The organism is Cellulophaga fucicola, from assembly GCF_900119145.1.
In the GTDB taxonomy this organism is placed as follows: Bacteria; Bacteroidota; Bacteroidia; order Flavobacteriales; family Flavobacteriaceae; genus Cellulophaga; species Cellulophaga fucicola.
The window spans coordinates 167,189-183,558 of the sequence record NZ_FPIY01000004.1; the positions used below are offsets into that span (position 1 = coordinate 167,189).

The following is a 16,370-nucleotide window of genomic DNA, read 5'->3' on the forward strand; positions in this document are numbered from 1 at the left end:
CCTTAAAAACAATAATTAAAAATTGTAAAATTAAATACTTACAGAATTATTTATCAAACTAACAACAAAATAAAGACACTTTGCCTGAAAAAACTAATTTTACAGCATTAAAACCTACAATACTACTATGTATCAAAAAATATCAGAAAAAGACACCGAACGTCTTTATAAATTAAAAGAAACTATAGAGCAGGCAAGAGATTCATTTTTAGGTTACCCTGTATCTAAAGATTTTGATTATTCTGAGCTTAGCAGCTTTTTACAATACCCAATAAATAATTTAGGAGATCCTTTTGAAGACGGAACGTACAAAGTACAAACCCACGAAATGGAAAGAGAAGTTGTTAGTTTTTTTGCCAAGTTATTTAGAGCACAACCATCTGACTATTGGGGATACATTACCAATGGTGGATCTGAGAGTAATTTATATGGCTTATACTTAGCTCGCGAATTGTACCCAAAAGGTATGGTGTATTATTCTGAGTCTACACACTACAGTGTACGCAAAAACATTCACTTACTAAACATTCCAAGTATTATAATACGTTCTCAGGAAAATGGAGAAATAGATTATGAAGATTTTGAGAATACAGTTAGAATGAATCGTCATAAACCAGCAATTGTACTTACCACTTTTGGCACTACAATGAAAGAAGCTAAAGACGATGTCTCTAAAATAAAAAGTATTTTAAAAAATTTAGCTATACAAGACCATTACATACATTGTGATGCTGCATTATCTGGCACATACGGTGCATTTATGGAGCCACGTATACCGTTTGATTTTAGAGACGGTGCAGATAGTATATCTATAAGCGGACACAAATTTATTGGCTCGCCAATACCATCTGGAGTTATTATTACAAAACGCAGCAACAGAGACCGCATAGCAAAAGGCATTTCTTATATTGGTTCTTTAGACACTACTATTACAGGTTCTAGAAATGGCCATAGTCCGTTATTTTTATGGTATGCACTTAAAAAACTAGGTGTAGATGGTTTAAGAGCGCGCTACCAAAAAAGTTTAGAAACAGCTGTTTATTGCGAAAATAGATTAAAAGAAATTGGCATAAATGCTTGGAGAAACCCTAATTCTATTACCGTTGTTTTACCTAAAACATCTTTAGAAATTAAGCAAAAATGGCAATTAGCGACAGAAGGTGACGTTGCCCACGTTATTTGTATGCCTAATGTTACAAAAGCACAAATAGACGAATTTATTTATGATATATCTGTCTGCCCTAACACTGTAGAAGAAGAATTTGAGCTAGATTTTTAGATTAACACTACTAGTTTAAAAACCAAAAGTCAATGGATGCAATTTCCATTGGCTTTTTTTAATGCCAAATAGTTATCTTTATAGAACAACAAAACCACAACTAATGGCAAAAAATCTACTAAAAGCACTAGTACTACTTGTTTTTTTTAGCGCTTGCGTATCTAAAGACAAAACAACAAAGCCAACTGAAAAAACTGTACTTACCACGCCTAAAATTAGCAATACAGCTTTGGTTATTTTAGGAACTGTACAAGATGCAGGATCGCCACAAATTGGTTGTAAAAAAGATTGTTGTAAAGAATTATTTACAAACCCTGACGCAAGCAGAAAAGTTGTTTCATTAGGAGTTGTAGACTCCGAAAACAAAGCAACTTTTTTGTTTGAGGCAACACCAGATATAGCATCACAAGTAAAAGCATTAAAAAATAGTGCAAGTTTTACGGCAGAAGAAATCCCTACTGGTATTTTTTTAACTCACGCACACATAGGTCATTATGCAGGCCTAATGTATTTAGGCAAAGAAGCTATGAATGCCAATTGCGCTGCAGTTTATGCTATGCCTAAAATGAAAACTTTTATTGAAGAAAACGGACCTTGGAGTCAGCTTCTAGTAAATAAAAACATAGAGATAAAAGCTACTGAAAATAGAAAAACATTAGAACTTACTTCTAATTTAAAAGTAATTCCGTTTACTGTGCCACACAGAGATGAGTTTTCGGAAACTGTTGGTTATACTATTACAGGCCCAAACAAAAGCGCTTTATTTATTCCGGATATTGATAAATGGAAAAAATGGGAGCAAGATATTACTACAGAGATTGCCAAGGTAGATTATGCATTTATAGATGCTACTTTTTTTGATGCTGAAGAAATAAACAATAGAGATATATCAGAAATTCCGCATCCGTTTATAGTAGAAAGTATGGAATTATTTAAAGAGCTTTCTGCTACTGAGAAAAGCAAAATTAATTTCATTCATTTTAATCATACAAATCCAGCCTTAAATCTAGAAAGTGCTAAGGCAAAACAAATTATTAAAAACGGATTTAATATAGCGCAGATTAACAACGTCTATAATCTATAGAAAACATCTAAATAAATTATATTTACCATTAAACTTTACACTTATGAAAACAAAACTGTTTTACTTGTTAGCTGTCGTTTTATGCGTTGGTATTTGCAACGCACAAACGTATGCCAAAAACGGTATGGTTGTATCAGACAATAATGCCGCATCTAAAGCTGGCTCAGAAATCCTTAAAAAAGGAGGTAATGCAATAGACGCTACGGTTGCAACTGCCTTTGCCTTAGCTGTTACACACCCACAAGCAGGTAATATTGGCGGTGGTGGTTTTTTAGTTTTTATGAAATCTGATGGTAACGCTACAACTATAGATTTTAGAGAAAAAGCACCTTTAAAAGCTACTACAGATATGTTTTTAGACAAAGAAGGTAATTTAATATCTGGCTCTAATCACAACGGCTTACAATCTGTTGGTGTTCCTGGTACTGTAGCCGGTTTATATATGGCACATAAAAAATACGGAAAACTACCTTGGGCTTCGTTAGTACAACCTGCAATAGATTTAGCCGAAAATGGTGTTTCGCTATCTTACACATTATACAAACACGCATTACATTATAAAAAAGAATCTGAATTTATGGCCAATTATTTTACCAATGAAAAAGGTGAAATAACACAAATGGATGAAATTTGGAAACAACCTGTACTTGCTGCTACTTTAAAAGAAATTAGAGACAATGGCAAAGATGGCTTTTACAAAGGAAAAGTAGCCAAGGAAATTGCTCGTTTTATGAAGAAAAACGACGGCCTTATTACGCTAAAAGACTTAGCTAAATATGATGCAGTAGAAAGAGAGCCATTAAAAGGCACGTATAAAGGGCACGACATCTTTGTAATGCCACCTCCTAGCTCTGGTGGTGTTGCTCTTTTAGAAATGATGAATATTATGGAACTAGCAGATTTTACAAACGCGCCGTTTAATTCTACTCCTTATGTACATTTGGTTGCAGAAGCTATGCGTAGAGCTTTTGCAGATAGAGCAGAACATTTAGGGGATCCTGACTTTAATTTAGATATGCCTATAGACAAGTTAACCTCTAAAGAGTTTGCTAAAAACAGGTACAACAATATAGATTGGAAAAAAGCATCTGTTAGCGATTCTACTAAATTTGGACAAATTTACGATGGCAAAAATACAACACACGTATCTATATTAGACAAAGAAGGCAATGCTGTTTCTTTAACATATACACTAGAACACTCCTACGGCTCTAGATTAGGCTCTCCAAAACTTGGATTTATTTTTAATAATGAAATGGGCGACTTTAATCCGCAACCAGGTTACACAAATAGCAAAGGCTTAATAGGTTCTGCTGCTAATATTATTAAGCCAGAAAAAAGAATGCTTTCTAGTATGACTCCTACAATTGTTGCTAAAGATGGTAAGGCCGTTTTGGTTATAGGCAGCCCTGGTGGAAGAACAATTATAAACACGGTTTTTCAAACAGTTTTAAATGTAATTGAGTTTGATATGCCTATACATAAAGCCATTGAAGCTATGAAAATTCACCACCAATGGTTACCAGATCGTATTTTGTACGAAAAAGATTTATTATCACCAGATACAGTAAAAGCTTTAGAGGCTATGGGACACACAATGGTAGAACGCGAGCATCTAGGCAGATTAATGGGTATTACTGTTGATACTGAAAATAAAGTTTATGTAGGAGCATCAGACTCATCTAGTCCAGATGGCGGTGCTGTTGGTTATTAATTTTAATACATTTTATTTTGAAAACTATTAACCTACAAGAAAAACAAAGCAAGTTTAGCAAACAGTGGCATCCGCACCAAATTGCTGTTGTAGACAATATGCAGGTACTTTTAGCCAAATTAAAGGGCGACTTTGTTTGGCACGCACACGAGAATGAAGATGAACTTTTTCAGGTTCTAAAAGGCACTTTATATATGCAATTTAGAGACCGTACAGAAATTGTTAAAGAAGGTGAAATTATTGTGATTCCTAAAGGTATAGAGCATTGCCCTAGAACCAAAAATGATGAAGTTGTAGAGGTTTTATTATTTGAAAAACTATCTATCTCGCACACAGGTACTGTTATTGACGAGAAAACACAAACTGAATATCCAAAAATATAATAATGAAAGTATTGCATTTAGATAAAAATCATCCTTTAATAATAGAACAATTTAAAGGTTTTGGCTTTATAAATGATGTAGATTATACAGCAACTAAACAAGAAGTAGAAGCTATTATTCATAACTACGAAGGCTTAATTATACGCAGTAGATTTCCGTTAGACAAAACATTTTTAGACAAAGCAAACAACTTAAAATTTATAGGAAGATTAGGTGCTGGTCTAGAAAATATTGATACCGATTACGCCACAAAAAAAGGCATTTTTTTAGCCTCTGCGCCAGAAGGCAACCGTAATGCTGTTGGCGAACATACATTGGGTATGATTTTATCTTTGTTTAACAAACTAAACAAAGCAGACCAAGAAGTACGTAACGGAAAATGGGACAGAGAAGGCAACCGTGGAATTGAGTTAGACGGCAAAACTGTGGGCATAATTGGCTACGGAAATATGGGCAATGCATTTGCTAAAAAACTACGTGGTTTTGATGTTGATGTTATTTGTTATGACATTAAAGATGGTGTTGGCAACGAAAATGCAACACAAGTATCTCTAGAAGAATTGCAACAAAAAGCAGATGTATTAAGTTTACACGTACCACAAACAGAGCTTACCAAAAATATGGTGACAAGTACATTTATAAATGGCTTTAAAAAGTCGTTTTGGTTGTTTAATACAGCTCGTGGTAAATGTGTAGTAACAGCAGATTTAGTGGCCGCACTAAAAGAAGGTAAAATAGTAGGCGCAGGTTTAGACGTTTTAGAATACGAAAAAGCATCTTTTGAACATATGTTTACAGATAAGGAGTTACCAGAAGCTTTTCAATATTTAATACATTCTGATAAGGTTTTACTTAGTCCACATGTTGGCGGATGGACTGTTGAAAGCAAAATTAAACTAGCGCAAACTATTGTAGACAAGGTAAAAGCAAAGTTTTTGTAACTTTAAAACAACCAATACACCAGCAATTATGCAATCTAAAGCAACTACTCCAGAAGAATACATTAAAGAGCTGCCAGAAGAACGTAAGGAAGCTGTTTCTAAAATTAGAGAAACAATTTTAAATAATATTCCTGCTGGTTTTACAGAAACTATGAGTTATGGTATGTTAGGCTATGTTGTACCACATACTTTATATGCAGATGGCTACCATTGTGACCCAAAGTTGCCGCTACCGTTTATGAATGTGGCATCGCAAAAAAACTTTATAGCATTGTATCATTCTGGAATTTATGCAGACCCAGAACTTTTAAATTGGTTTACTACAGAATATCCTAAGCATTGCAAACGCAAATTAGATACGGGCAAGAGTTGTATAAGATTTAAAAAGATAGATGATATCCCATACGAGTTAATTGGTGAGTTAGCAGCTAAAATGACCGTACAGCAATGGGTAAATTTATACGAGAAAAACACTAAAAAATAAAACCGATATGAAAAGAGTTACAGGCTTAGGAGGTTTCTTTTTTAAAACAGAAGATCCAGATAAAATTAAACAATGGTACAAAGAAAGGTTAGGTCTAGATACAGACCAGTACGGCTGTACTTTTTGGTGGAAAGACAAAGAAGGAAATGATTGCAGTACACAGTGGAGTCCAATGAAAAATGACACTACGTATTTTGAACCCAGTAAATCTTCTTTTATGATGAATTTTAGGGTAGAAAACTTAGTAGAGTTATTAGAAGTATTAAAAGCAGAAGGTGTTACTATTGTTGGTAAAATAGAAGAATATAGCTATGGTAAATTTGGATGGATACTAGACCCTGACGGAAATAAACTAGAATTATGGGAGCCAAAAGATGATGCTTTTAAGTAATAATTAAAAAAAATTACTACATTTATCTCACAATTAAATAAAACCAACACACAAAAATTATGTCAGAAGAAAACAAGGATTTTGCTGATGAAGCAAAAGAAACAACAAACGAATTTGCAGAAGGCGCTAAAGAAGCTGCTAATGATATATCTGAAGGCCTGAACAATATGGCTGGTGGAGAAAACAAGAAAATGTTAACAGGTCTTTTAGCAATTTTTCTAGGTTCTTTTGGAGTTCATAAATTTATTTTAGGCTACCAAAAAGAAGGTATTATTTTAGCAGCAACTACAGTGGTAGGTATTCTTACAGCCTGTCTTTTAGTTGGGTATTTATTACTTATGGCTACTTGGATTATCGGTATCATAGAAGGTATTATATACCTAACAAAATCTGATGAAGAATTCTACAATACATACCAAGTAGGTAGAAAACCTTGGTTCTAGAACTAAAAAAAAATACAATATACAAAAAGGCTATCTATTCTATAGATGGCCTTTTTTAGTTTACAGGCTCATAGTTTAAGGGCAATGTATTTGCTATTCTAAGCAAGCCCATATCACCACCAAACAACACAACATCTACAGGAGAATGGTTGCCGTAAGCATCTATATTAAATGTATTTTGAGTTACTACCACAAAAGAATTACTCCATCTATTATACAATACATTTAGTCGTTCTAAGGTCTGCTCTACTTTAGTATTGTCATCTCCTATTTTTTCAACATTATAATACTCATAAGGGTTAACTTCTAGACTTTCTTTAAAAATTCTAAAGTTTTCCTCGGTAAGTTTCTTTGCTGATAATGCCCTCATAAAATGCAATGTAGAACCAAAATAAGTGATTTTTCTATTTTTAATATACTTCTGCTTTACTTTACCATTCAACTCTTTAAACAATGCCGTACCAGCATAAAATACAGATCCTGTTAACCTAAAACCATTGATATTAGTTTTATATCGAACCTCAAAATCTTGTAAGTAATACTCTAAAACATAACCTAGAAATTTATTTTGTACTAATATTGGCTTTGATGCAAATGCATATAAAACATCTTCTTTTTTACTGTAATACAATCGCACATCATCTTCATTTAAAATTTTACATTTTAATGCTGGCAATGTAGATCCTAAAAACTGATTTCTAAAGATTCGTAATTTTTTTTCCCTGCTCCAAGTGTCTGGCTCTAAAATAACCTCGTTTAATTGCTCTACAGCTTCTTGCAAATAAATAGTACCTATAGAGGTTTTACCAACCGCACTTACTACTTTATTCTTAAATCCAAAGTAAGTTATTACCAAGGATGCAGTTATATTTTTTTCTGTAGAAATACTAAAATAACCATCTGTATTAGTAACCACACCAATAGTTGTACCATCATAAAAAACAGATGCTCCTTGCAATGGCTCTTTACTAACCTCATCTAAGATATAGCCAGTAACTGTATTTTGCGTAAATGCTTGTAAAAAAAGAAGTGCAAATAAAAAAAAGAGTCTTGTTTTCATTTGCACTTTGTGTTATTCTGTAGTTCCGTTGTGTAGCTTCTGCTCTAATTCTGCCTGAAATTCTTCCATAACAGGTTTTACAGTGCTTTCTGGTATATCTGCTATTTTTATATACATTAACCCATCTACAGAGTTATTAAAAAGCGGATCCACATTAAAAGCTACCACTTTTGCATTTTGTTTAATGTACTTCTTAATTAAAACTGGCAGGCGTAAATTTCCTGGCTCTACCTCATCAATAAGCCTATCAAACTTATTTAAATCCGCTTCTGTTTCATCAAAAATAAATTCTTTATCTGCGTCTTTTAATTTTACTTTAAACTCCTTTTTAGGTCTAATATATTGAGCCACATACGGGTCCCAGTAATTAGACTTCATAAACTCTATCATTAATGACTTAGAGAAATTAGAAAACTGGTTACTTATGCTTACACCACCAATTAAGTATTTGTACTCTGGGTGCCTAAGTGTTGTATGCACAATTCCTTTCCATAATAAAAATAAAGGCATTGGTTTTTGCTGGTACTCTTTTACTATATAAGCCCTACCCATTTCTATGGTTTGCTGCATCATACCATACAATTCTGGTTCTAGTCTAAAAAGATCTTGAACATAAAAACCATCTATACCATATTTTTTAAATATTTCTGCACCAAGTCCCATGCGGTAAGCACCAACTATAGCTTTACCATCATCATCCCAAAGAAATAAATGGTGGTAATAATTATCGAACTCATCTAAATCTATAGCTTTGTTTGTTCCCTCGCCAATAGCTCTAAAAGTAATTTCTCTTTGTCTGCCTATCTCCTGTAAAATGTAAGGCATATCCTCTGCTGTGGCTAAAAACACCTCATAAGATTTACTTTGTAAAAGCCTACAGTCTTTTTTACGCAGTTCTTCAATTTCTTTTTCTATAAGGTCTCTGCTAATAGGAGTTGCTATTTTTTTTGGAGCCTTAGGAATTTTAAGTGTTGTAGGTACTTTATCTATAAGCCTTTCTTTTTCAAAAGCGTTAGATAGCATATATGTTTTTCTACGCAGTAAGTCTGTAAAGTCTGCTAAGCTACTATGCTCTTTTTGGGTTTTTACAGATATAGGCTGACCAATTCTAACCTTAATAACTCTATTTTTTTGAGTAGTTACTTCAGAAGGTAATTTAGCGGTTCTAAAAACATCACTAATTTTAGACAACCTGTAAAACAACCTACTATTTTTAGCGTGAAAATAGATAGGTACAACAGGAACTTCTGCTCTTCTAATAAGCTTTAACGCCGTTTCTTCCCAAGGTTTATCTACAATTAACTTACCATCTCTGTATGTAGATACTTCCCCTGCTGGAAAAATACCTAATGGATGTCCGCCTCTTAAGTGTAGCATCGCATTTTTAAATCCGGCTAAACTACTTTTTGCATCTTTTCTAGACTCAAAAGGATTTACCGGAAGTATGTAAGGAGACATTGGCTCTATTCTGTTTAACAGAAAGTTAGCCATTATTTTAAAGTCTGCTCTATGTTGCAACAATAATTTTAACAACAAAACACCATCTATACCACCTAACGGATGATTAGATATTGTTATGTATGCGCCATCTTTAGGAAGTCTTTTAAAATCTTCCTCTGGAATCTCAAATTTAATTTGATAATGCTCTAAAATAGCATCTAAAAAAGCGGTCTCTGTTAGATGTTTATGATCGTCATAAAAGGCATTAATACTAGATATTTTAGTCACCTTCATTAACAACCAACCTATAAAAGTGCCAACAAAACCAAACTTATCTACTTTAATGGCCTGTGCAACTTCTTTTGCTGTAACTAATCCCATACATTATATTGTGATAAACAAATATAACTTATTAGTTTTAATGTAAAACAATGTAGGTTATTTTAATGCCAATAATATGTTACTTTACTACCAGTTGCACCGTTTCTTTAGCTCTTTGTTCTAGTAAAATTTCTTTTCCATTTTGTATGCTAGCAATAGCTTCTGGTGTAAAATGACGAATTGTAAACAAAGACACTCCCTCTTGGTGCACTACCTTAAATTTACCCTTTAATATGTTTAATAAATCTTGCAACCTATCAAACTTATTATCTACACAAACAGAAAAACTAATAGCAGAATTTTGTATTAAATCTACCTTCATTTTATGGTCGTGTAGTAACTTAAATAGTTCACTTATACTATCTTCTACAATAAAAGAAAAGTCTAAAGAAGAAAGTTTCATTAACACTAGGTCTCTTTTAATTATAAAACAAGGAACTTTTGGTTCTATGCCATTACCCTTACCAACTATAGTACCCGGATCTAGTGGATTTAAAAAAGATTTTACACGCAACGGAATTTCCTTACGCTGTAAAGGCTGTAATGTTTTAGGATGAATTACAGATGCTCCGTAAAAAGCAAGTTCTATTGCCTCTCTGTACGATATTTTGTTTAACAACTGTGTTTCTTCAAAATATCTTGGATCTGCGTTTAAAACACCAGGTACATCTTTCCAGATAGTTACCTCTGTTGCATTTAAGCAATATGCTAATATGGCCGCAGTATAATCAGACCCTTCTCTACCCAAAGTAGTTGTAAAATTATTATCATCACTCCCTAAAAAACCTTGTGTTATATTAAGTTTGCTTTTGTCTATACCGGCAGTAATTCTTTCTTGGGTTTTATCCCAATCTACAATAGCATCTCTGTAATTATCGCTAGTTTTTATAAAATCTCTAACATCTAACCAGTTACTTTTTATGTTTACTTCATTTAAGTAAGCATCTAAAATTGTGGTAGATAATAATTCTCCATACCCAACAACTTGGTCATAAACAAAACTGCGTTTTGGTGATTTATTCCAAGCTAAAAAACCCTGGACCTCATCAAACAAGACCTTAACCTTACCATAAACCTCGTGTTGTTTGTTTTCAAAAAGATCGTTTAAAATCTTACTATGGAAATCTACAACTTCTTGTATTGCCGCTGGCAAAGCAGATTTATCTTTAAAATATGCATTTACTATACTCTCCATAGCGTTTGTAGTTTTGCCCATTGCAGAAACCACAACTAATGTGTTCGTATGTCCAACTTGTTGCAACACATTTACAACATTTTTTACACCAGCAGCATCTTTTACAGAAGCGCCACCAAACTTAAAAATCTTCATTCTATACCTTGTATTAAAAACTTACGCAACTAAGGTTGTTATAAGTTTGCTATGTAATTTTCTATTCCTTTTTCGTTTAAATGTACAACGTCCCAATCTCTTTTTACGTCTGCACCTTTACTTTGGTAAAATTTTATTGCTGGCTCGTTCCAATCTAAAACCTCCCAACATATACGTTTTACACCCTGCTTATGGCCGTATTTAACTACCTCATCTAACAACGACGTTCCTAAACCAGTACCACGCATTTTTTTAGTTACAATTAAATCTTCTAAATGTAAAACAGGACCTTTCCAAGTAGAGTATCTATTATATACCAAAGCCGTACCAACTATGCCATTATTTACTTCCGCTACAAAACAATGAAATAATTTATAGTCGCCAAAACCATCTAAAATTAAATCTTCTACAGTTACTTCTACAGCCTCTGGTTCCTTCTCAAAAAGAGCCAATTCCCTAATTAAATCAAGGACTTGAGCCATATCCTCTTGTGTTGCTTCTCTTATTAAATATTCCATTTTTTTAGTTCTAATAATCTGCAAAGTAACACGTTTAAGCGACTTTATATTGCGAAAACGTTGTAGTATCACAAAATTATCGATATTTGTACTTAAATAAAACACCACCATTAATGGACAAAAAACACAAAACTTTAGGAGAATTTATAATTGAGAATCAATCTTCATTTCAATACTCTTCTGGAGAGCTATCTAAACTAATAAATGCAATACGTTTAGCTGCTAAAGTGGTAAACCACGAGGTAAATAAAGCAGGACTAATAGACATTTTAGGAGCTGCAGGAGACACCAACATACAAGGTGAAGACCAGCAAAAACTAGATGTATTAGCTAATGAAAAGTTTATACAAACCTTAAAAAACAGAGAAATTGTTTGTGGTATTGCGTCCGAAGAAGAGGACGATTTTATTAGTATTAACAGTCAGGATGAACAACACCAGAACAAATACATTGTACTTATAGACCCACTAGACGGCTCGTCTAATATAGACGTAAACGTATCTGTAGGTACTATTTTCTCTATTTACCGTAGAGTAACTCCAGTAGGTACACCTGTAACCATAGAAGATTTTTTACAGCCAGGAGACAACCAAGTAGCAGCAGGTTATATTGTTTACGGTACATCTACAATGTTGGTGTATACAACAGGCGATGGTGTAAATGGTTTTACACTTAACCCAGCAATTGGTACTTTTTACTTATCGCACCCAAACATGCAGTTTCCTGAAACAGGTAAAATTTACTCTGTAAACGAAGGCAACTATATACACTTTCCGCAAGGTGTAAAAGATTATATAAAATATTGTCAGCAAGAAGAAGGAGACAGACCATACACCTCTAGATACATTGGTTCATTAGTATCAGATTTTCATAGAAATATGATAAAAGGTGGTATTTACATGTACCCTAAAAGTAGTAAGGCCTCTGAAGGTAAATTACGATTGTTGTACGAGTGTAACCCAATGGCATTTTTAGCAGAACAAGCTAACGGTAAGGCTAGTGATGGTAAAGGCCGTATTATGGAGTTAAAACCAACCGAATTGCACCAACGTGTACCATTTTTCTGTGGCAGTACTAAAATGGTAGAAAAAGCAGAAGAGTTTATTGCCAACGCACTTAAATAATTAAGTATCTTATAAAAACAAAAAACGAGGCAATTGCCTCGTTTTTTTTTATACCTAAAAAGGAATATATTATTTTCTTACAAGCATAGCGTAATCTTCAAAATCTAATTTACCACTGAAGATAACAATAGATCTAGAAATAACTATATCTGCAGAGTCATTAGAATACCCTAAACCAATAGCATACTTTTTAATAAGCTGACGCTCATCATCATCAATATCGTGATCTGCAAAAATAATCTTAAACAAATCGAACATACGCTCTAAACGTCTATCTAAACTTGTTGGAGGATCAATTGGGTATTTCCCAGGGTTTTTCATTATCTCTTTATACTCCGTTTCAGTAATATCTAATTTACGAGCAAAACGATCTAAGACAACCTTTTCCGCTTCGTTTATTTCACCATCTATGCTTGCCAAAGATGCTATAGAAGCAAAATGAGCAACATTTTTTCTATGTTCGCTATTACCGTATAAATCTACAAAAGACATAATTTTCTATTTAATTTAGATTGCAAATATAATTTTTTGCATTATACAATTTCAAATTTTTAAAAGTTATTTTGGGCGTTCGTTAAAACCTCTGTTTTTAACGCCGTGCTATACGTTACTAATCCTCGCAAAAAGGGCTGCGGGTTATTCACTACTATCACTAACGCGGTAAAAAGCAACAACTTTGCTTTAAAATAAGATTTTACTTACATTTATAACAAAATAAACGCGTAAGTAATGAAGCATTTTATATTTCTCATCTTTTTTAGTTTAAGTATTATCAGCGCTCAAACGCAAAAAGGAAAAGCCACCTATAAACTAAAACACCCGCAAATAGATGTAGTAGACCCAACAAAAAAACCTTCTACAATGGGCAACCAAATAACAGAGTCTATAAAAACAGCCCAAGAGCTTATAGAATTTAATTTAGCTTTTAATAATAAAGAGTCTGTTTTTTACAGAGAAGAAAAACTATACGCAAACCTAGACAAATTTACTAAGGGTATGATAGACATTTTAAGTAAGGGTAACTATTACAGTAATATAGCTACCAACCAAAAACTAAAATCTACCTCTTTTGATAACAAAAATTATATAGTAAATATTTACCAACCCCAACCTTGGAAAATTACAGACACAACCAAAACCATACTTGGTTATACTTGCCATAAAGCCACACTTACCAAAACAAATAAAAAAACAACAAAAGACTATACTGTAGAAGCTTGGTTTAGTAAAGATATACCCTACTATTTTGGCCCAGACGAGTACAATGGCTTACCAGGGCTTATTTTAGAACTAAAACTAAATCCTAAACAAACAATATACTGTACTGGTGTACAACTGCAGACTAAAAAAAATAAACTACTTACAAAACCTACAGAAGGAACTTATGTAAACTCTAATGAAGAGTTTGAAGACATTGTAAAAACATTAGCCTCTACAGCAAAGCAAAATATTGATAAGTAAACAAAACAATAAAGAAAAAGAATACAAATTATTTTTAAACTAAAAATATAGTTTTATATTAGCAAGGTTATCATCAATAAACAACAGGCTATATATGAAACAATTACTCTATTTAATTTTACTATTACCTCTTATTTCTTTAGCACAAATACATAGCGGTACTATAACCTATGGCATTACGGTAAATAAGCAAGAAGATAGTAGTTACAAAGGCAAGCAAGAATTAAAAGAGTTAATGATGTCAGTAAGTAAAGCTGCAACAAACGTAAACTACAAACTTCAGTTTAACTCAGCATATGCCCAGTTTAATGTGGATAACAAATTAGCTGTAAAAGATAGTTATTTAGAAAATTTAGCCAGTATTATTTCTGGAAACAAAGGAACTTATTACACATCTTTACCACAAAAAAAACAGATAATAAATACAGATGCAGGTATACATATTGAGGCTCCAATAGAAAATGAAGATTGGGACCTAACTAAAGAAACTAAAAAAATAGGAGATTTTTTATGCTATAAGGCAACAAAAGTAAAAACAGTACCTAAAGGAGATGTTACTGTAGTAGCATGGTATACACCCGAAATACCATTTGCTTATGGTCCAAACAATTATGCAGGTCAGCTACCAGGTCTAATATTAGAATTAAATGGCTTAATGGCTACTTACAAAGCCAAGGAGATAAAACTAAACCCTAAAAAAGCAATTGTTATAAAGTGGCCTAAAGAAAAAAACAATATGTCTGTAAGCGAATATAAAAAAGCTGGTGACAAACTCTATCAAGATCGTAAAGATGAGCGTAAAAGGTAAACATAGTATTGTTGTAAACGTTATTTTTCTGGTGTTGTGCTTTACAAGTGTAGTAGCGCAAAAAACAACGTCTGGTAATATTACGTATACAATTAATTTAGCTCCAGAATTAATTAAAAACATTTCTAAAACAAATAACCCTAATACAAGAGCAATACTAAAAAACTCAAAAGAGGTTAGTTACGCTTTAAATTTTAATAGCAAATCATCTACCTATCAAAAAAATGAAAGCTTGTATGATGAAAGCAAACAAAAACTAAACTTAGTTGCTACTGGTGCAGGCGGAACAGGTATATTCTACTACAACACAGAAGATAACGCTTTACTTAAACAACTAACAATAGGGGGAGATACATTTTTAATTACACAAAACGCTAAAAAATGGAAGCTTTTAAATACTTCAAAAAAAATAGGGAAGTACAATTGCTACAAGGCAACTCTTTTAAATAATAACAATAAAGAAACCAAAATAACGGCTTGGTATACTTTAGATATTCCTTTAGCATACGGCCCAAAAGATTATAATGGTCTACCAGGCATAATATTGGAGTTGTATAAAGGTAAATTCTTTTTTAAAGCATCTAAAATAGAGCTATCAAATAAAGATAAAATAATAGAAAAGCCAGTAGACGGACTTAATCTAACACAAGAGGAATTTAATAACAGGTTTAAAGGTTTTTTTGATGAAAAATAGTGTTGTAAAAATTGCTCTTATAATTAGTGCTAGTTTAGGTTTTATTTCAAATAATAGCTATGCGCAAAACGCTAAATTTCTGGAGGTTATTTATAAAAAAGAGGTTAGTTTAAAAGTTGACACTGCAAAAAACAATCCTTATCAAGTAAACTTATCTGCATTTAACACCCCATTAGCAGATGCTGTAAAGGATATAAGATACAGCTTAAAAATATCAAACAATAATTCTGTTTTTAAAGTGGTAGAGAGTTTAGATAATGATTCTAAAAATAACACATTAAAAAAAGCGGCAATAAGTATTGGGGGAACAAATGGAGGCTTTTACATAAACAAACAAGACTCAATAACCATACTCAACAAAACTTTGCTAGACGCTAATTTTAGAGTTCTACTAAAACCTAAAAAATGGAAAATACATAACAAAAGCAAATACATAGGAAAATACTTATGTTATAAAGCAACAACAATTGACACTGTAAATAATAGTAAAGGGATTCATAAATTTAGGGTAAACGCTTGGTTTACAAATCAACTACCTCCCTATTTTGGGCCAGCAGCATATTATGGCTTACCTGGTTTAATTTTAGAAGTTGAAAATGGTAAAATGAGATTAACTGCCACTAAGGTATCTTTTGTAAAACCATTTAAAATTAAAAAAAACAAATCTGGCAAATTAATTACCGAAGATGAGGATAGCTTAAATCAAATTGAAGCCGAAAAAAATATAAAAGAACATTTTAATGATATATTCAGATAAAATGGGAAGAATTAGCAGAGGCTAGTAAGCAAAGAAAATAGTCCTTAAAATGGTTAACATTTACAAATAATATACTTG

General features: G+C 32.7%; 18 protein-coding genes. 13 read left to right on the top strand and 5 right to left on the bottom strand.

Annotated features, from left to right (window positions below):
• Window positions 1-127 precede the first annotated feature (127 nt).
• From BT107_RS13765 to BT107_RS13800, 8 genes are all read left to right on the top strand, one after another.
• Window positions 128-1,279 (top strand): histidine decarboxylase, encoded by a 1,152-nt coding sequence (locus BT107_RS13765; protein ID WP_072304401.1) that lies wholly within the window; start codon window positions 128-130, stop codon window positions 1,277-1,279.
• Between the two features lie 103 nt (window positions 1,280-1,382).
• Window positions 1,383-2,363, top strand: a complete 981-nt coding sequence (locus BT107_RS13770) for an MBL fold metallo-hydrolase (protein WP_072304539.1) — start codon at window positions 1,383-1,385, stop codon at window positions 2,361-2,363.
• A 43-nt stretch (window positions 2,364-2,406) separates the two neighbouring features.
• Window positions 2,407-4,077, top strand: a complete 1,671-nt coding sequence (gene ggt, locus BT107_RS13775; RefSeq protein ID WP_072304402.1) for a gamma-glutamyltransferase — start codon at window positions 2,407-2,409, stop codon at window positions 4,075-4,077.
• Window positions 4,078-4,094: 17 nt separating this feature from the next.
• A complete protein-coding gene (locus BT107_RS13780; RefSeq protein WP_072304403.1) occupies window positions 4,095-4,460 on the top strand; it encodes a cupin domain-containing protein in 366 nt (121 codons plus the stop codon).
• A 2-nt stretch (window positions 4,461-4,462) separates the two neighbouring features.
• On the top strand, window positions 4,463-5,401 hold the full coding sequence (locus BT107_RS13785; RefSeq protein ID WP_072304404.1) for a 2-hydroxyacid dehydrogenase: 939 nt from the start codon (window positions 4,463-4,465) through the stop codon (window positions 5,399-5,401).
• Window positions 5,402-5,429: 28 nt separating this feature from the next.
• Complete coding sequence (locus tag BT107_RS13790) at window positions 5,430-5,885, top strand: DUF1801 domain-containing protein (protein WP_072304405.1); 456 nt, start codon at window positions 5,430-5,432, stop codon at window positions 5,883-5,885.
• 7 nt (window positions 5,886-5,892) lie between these two features.
• Window positions 5,893-6,276 carry a VOC family protein gene (locus BT107_RS13795; RefSeq protein ID WP_072304406.1) on the top strand — a complete coding sequence of 128 codons (384 nt, stop codon included), beginning with the start codon at window positions 5,893-5,895 and terminating at the stop codon, window positions 6,274-6,276.
• 59 nt (window positions 6,277-6,335) lie between these two features.
• Window positions 6,336-6,719 (top strand): TM2 domain-containing protein, encoded by a 384-nt coding sequence (locus BT107_RS13800; protein WP_072304407.1) that lies wholly within the window; start codon window positions 6,336-6,338, stop codon window positions 6,717-6,719.
• A 55-nt stretch (window positions 6,720-6,774) separates the two neighbouring features.
• On the opposite strand, the gene BT107_RS13805 is transcribed toward BT107_RS13800, so the two are convergent.
• The 4 genes from BT107_RS13805 to BT107_RS13820 all read right to left on the bottom strand — a co-directional run bounded on the left by BT107_RS13805 (window position 6,775) and on the right by BT107_RS13820 (window position 11,448).
• Window positions 6,775-7,779: a carboxypeptidase-like regulatory domain-containing protein gene (locus BT107_RS13805; protein WP_072304408.1), complete on the bottom strand. Its 1,005-nt coding sequence runs from the start codon at window positions 7,777-7,779 to the stop codon at window positions 6,775-6,777.
• Window positions 7,780-7,791: 12 nt separating this feature from the next.
• Window positions 7,792-9,600, bottom strand: coding sequence for a GNAT family N-acyltransferase (locus tag BT107_RS13810; protein WP_072304409.1), 1,809 nt, complete (start codon window positions 9,598-9,600; stop codon window positions 7,792-7,794).
• A 79-nt stretch (window positions 9,601-9,679) separates the two neighbouring features.
• Window positions 9,680-10,930, bottom strand: coding sequence for an aspartate kinase (locus BT107_RS13815; RefSeq protein WP_072304410.1), 1,251 nt, complete (start codon window positions 10,928-10,930; stop codon window positions 9,680-9,682).
• Between the two features lie 38 nt (window positions 10,931-10,968).
• Complete coding sequence (locus BT107_RS13820) at window positions 10,969-11,448, bottom strand: GNAT family N-acetyltransferase (protein WP_072304411.1); 480 nt, start codon at window positions 11,446-11,448, stop codon at window positions 10,969-10,971.
• 113 nt (window positions 11,449-11,561) lie between these two features.
• Here BT107_RS13820 and fbp point away from each other — a divergent pair, with 113 nt between their 5' ends.
• Entirely contained in the window at window positions 11,562-12,572 is a 1,011-nt protein-coding gene (fbp, locus tag BT107_RS13825; RefSeq protein WP_072304412.1) for a class 1 fructose-bisphosphatase, read from the top strand.
• Between the two features lie 69 nt (window positions 12,573-12,641).
• Here fbp and BT107_RS13830 read toward each other — a convergent pair whose 3' ends face one another.
• Window positions 12,642-13,064 (bottom strand): tellurite resistance TerB family protein, encoded by a 423-nt coding sequence (locus BT107_RS13830; protein ID WP_072304413.1) that lies wholly within the window; start codon window positions 13,062-13,064, stop codon window positions 12,642-12,644.
• 237 nt (window positions 13,065-13,301) lie between these two features.
• On the opposite strand from BT107_RS13830, the gene BT107_RS13835 reads away from it, so the two are divergent.
• The 4 genes from BT107_RS13835 to BT107_RS13850 all read left to right on the top strand — a co-directional run bounded on the left by BT107_RS13835 (window position 13,302) and on the right by BT107_RS13850 (window position 16,292).
• Window positions 13,302-14,033 (top strand): GLPGLI family protein, encoded by a 732-nt coding sequence (locus BT107_RS13835; RefSeq protein WP_072304414.1) that lies wholly within the window; start codon window positions 13,302-13,304, stop codon window positions 14,031-14,033.
• A gap of 94 nt (window positions 14,034-14,127) precedes the next feature.
• Entirely contained in the window at window positions 14,128-14,841 is a 714-nt protein-coding gene (locus BT107_RS13840) for a GLPGLI family protein (RefSeq protein WP_072304415.1), read from the top strand.
• Complete coding sequence (locus tag BT107_RS13845) at window positions 14,825-15,535, top strand: GLPGLI family protein (protein WP_072304416.1); 711 nt, start codon at window positions 14,825-14,827, stop codon at window positions 15,533-15,535. Before BT107_RS13840 ends, BT107_RS13845 begins: the two co-directional genes overlap by 17 nt.
• Window positions 15,525-16,292, top strand: coding sequence for a GLPGLI family protein (locus BT107_RS13850; RefSeq protein WP_072304417.1), 768 nt, complete (start codon window positions 15,525-15,527; stop codon window positions 16,290-16,292). Before BT107_RS13845 ends, BT107_RS13850 begins: the two co-directional genes overlap by 11 nt.
• Window positions 16,293-16,370: the final 78 nt, after the last annotated feature.

Coding starts and splice junctions, on each gene's coding strand:
- BT107_RS13765 (WP_072304401.1), top strand. CDS start 128: ATGTATCAAAAAATATCAGAAAAAGACACCGAACGTCTTTATAAATTA.
- BT107_RS13770 (WP_072304539.1), top strand. CDS start 1,383: ATGGCAAAAAATCTACTAAAAGCACTAGTACTACTTGTTTTTTTTAGC.
- ggt (WP_072304402.1), top strand. CDS start 2,407: ATGAAAACAAAACTGTTTTACTTGTTAGCTGTCGTTTTATGCGTTGGT.
- BT107_RS13785 (WP_072304404.1), top strand. CDS start 4,463: ATGAAAGTATTGCATTTAGATAAAAATCATCCTTTAATAATAGAACAA.
- BT107_RS13790 (WP_072304405.1), top strand. CDS start 5,430: ATGCAATCTAAAGCAACTACTCCAGAAGAATACATTAAAGAGCTGCCA.
- BT107_RS13795 (WP_072304406.1), top strand. CDS start 5,893: ATGAAAAGAGTTACAGGCTTAGGAGGTTTCTTTTTTAAAACAGAAGAT.
- BT107_RS13800 (WP_072304407.1), top strand. CDS start 6,336: ATGTCAGAAGAAAACAAGGATTTTGCTGATGAAGCAAAAGAAACAACA.
- BT107_RS13805 (WP_072304408.1), bottom strand. CDS start 7,779: ATGAAAACAAGACTCTTTTTTTTATTTGCACTTCTTTTTTTACAAGCA.
- BT107_RS13810 (WP_072304409.1), bottom strand. CDS start 9,600: ATGGGATTAGTTACAGCAAAAGAAGTTGCACAGGCCATTAAAGTAGAT.
- BT107_RS13815 (WP_072304410.1), bottom strand. CDS start 10,930: ATGAAGATTTTTAAGTTTGGTGGCGCTTCTGTAAAAGATGCTGCTGGT.
- BT107_RS13820 (WP_072304411.1), bottom strand. CDS start 11,448: ATGGAATATTTAATAAGAGAAGCAACACAAGAGGATATGGCTCAAGTC.
- fbp (WP_072304412.1), top strand. CDS start 11,562: ATGGACAAAAAACACAAAACTTTAGGAGAATTTATAATTGAGAATCAA.
- BT107_RS13830 (WP_072304413.1), bottom strand. CDS start 13,064: ATGTCTTTTGTAGATTTATACGGTAATAGCGAACATAGAAAAAATGTT.
- BT107_RS13835 (WP_072304414.1), top strand. CDS start 13,302: ATGAAGCATTTTATATTTCTCATCTTTTTTAGTTTAAGTATTATCAGC.
- BT107_RS13840 (WP_072304415.1), top strand. CDS start 14,128: ATGAAACAATTACTCTATTTAATTTTACTATTACCTCTTATTTCTTTA.
- BT107_RS13845 (WP_072304416.1), top strand. CDS start 14,825: ATGAGCGTAAAAGGTAAACATAGTATTGTTGTAAACGTTATTTTTCTG.
- BT107_RS13850 (WP_072304417.1), top strand. CDS start 15,525: ATGAAAAATAGTGTTGTAAAAATTGCTCTTATAATTAGTGCTAGTTTA.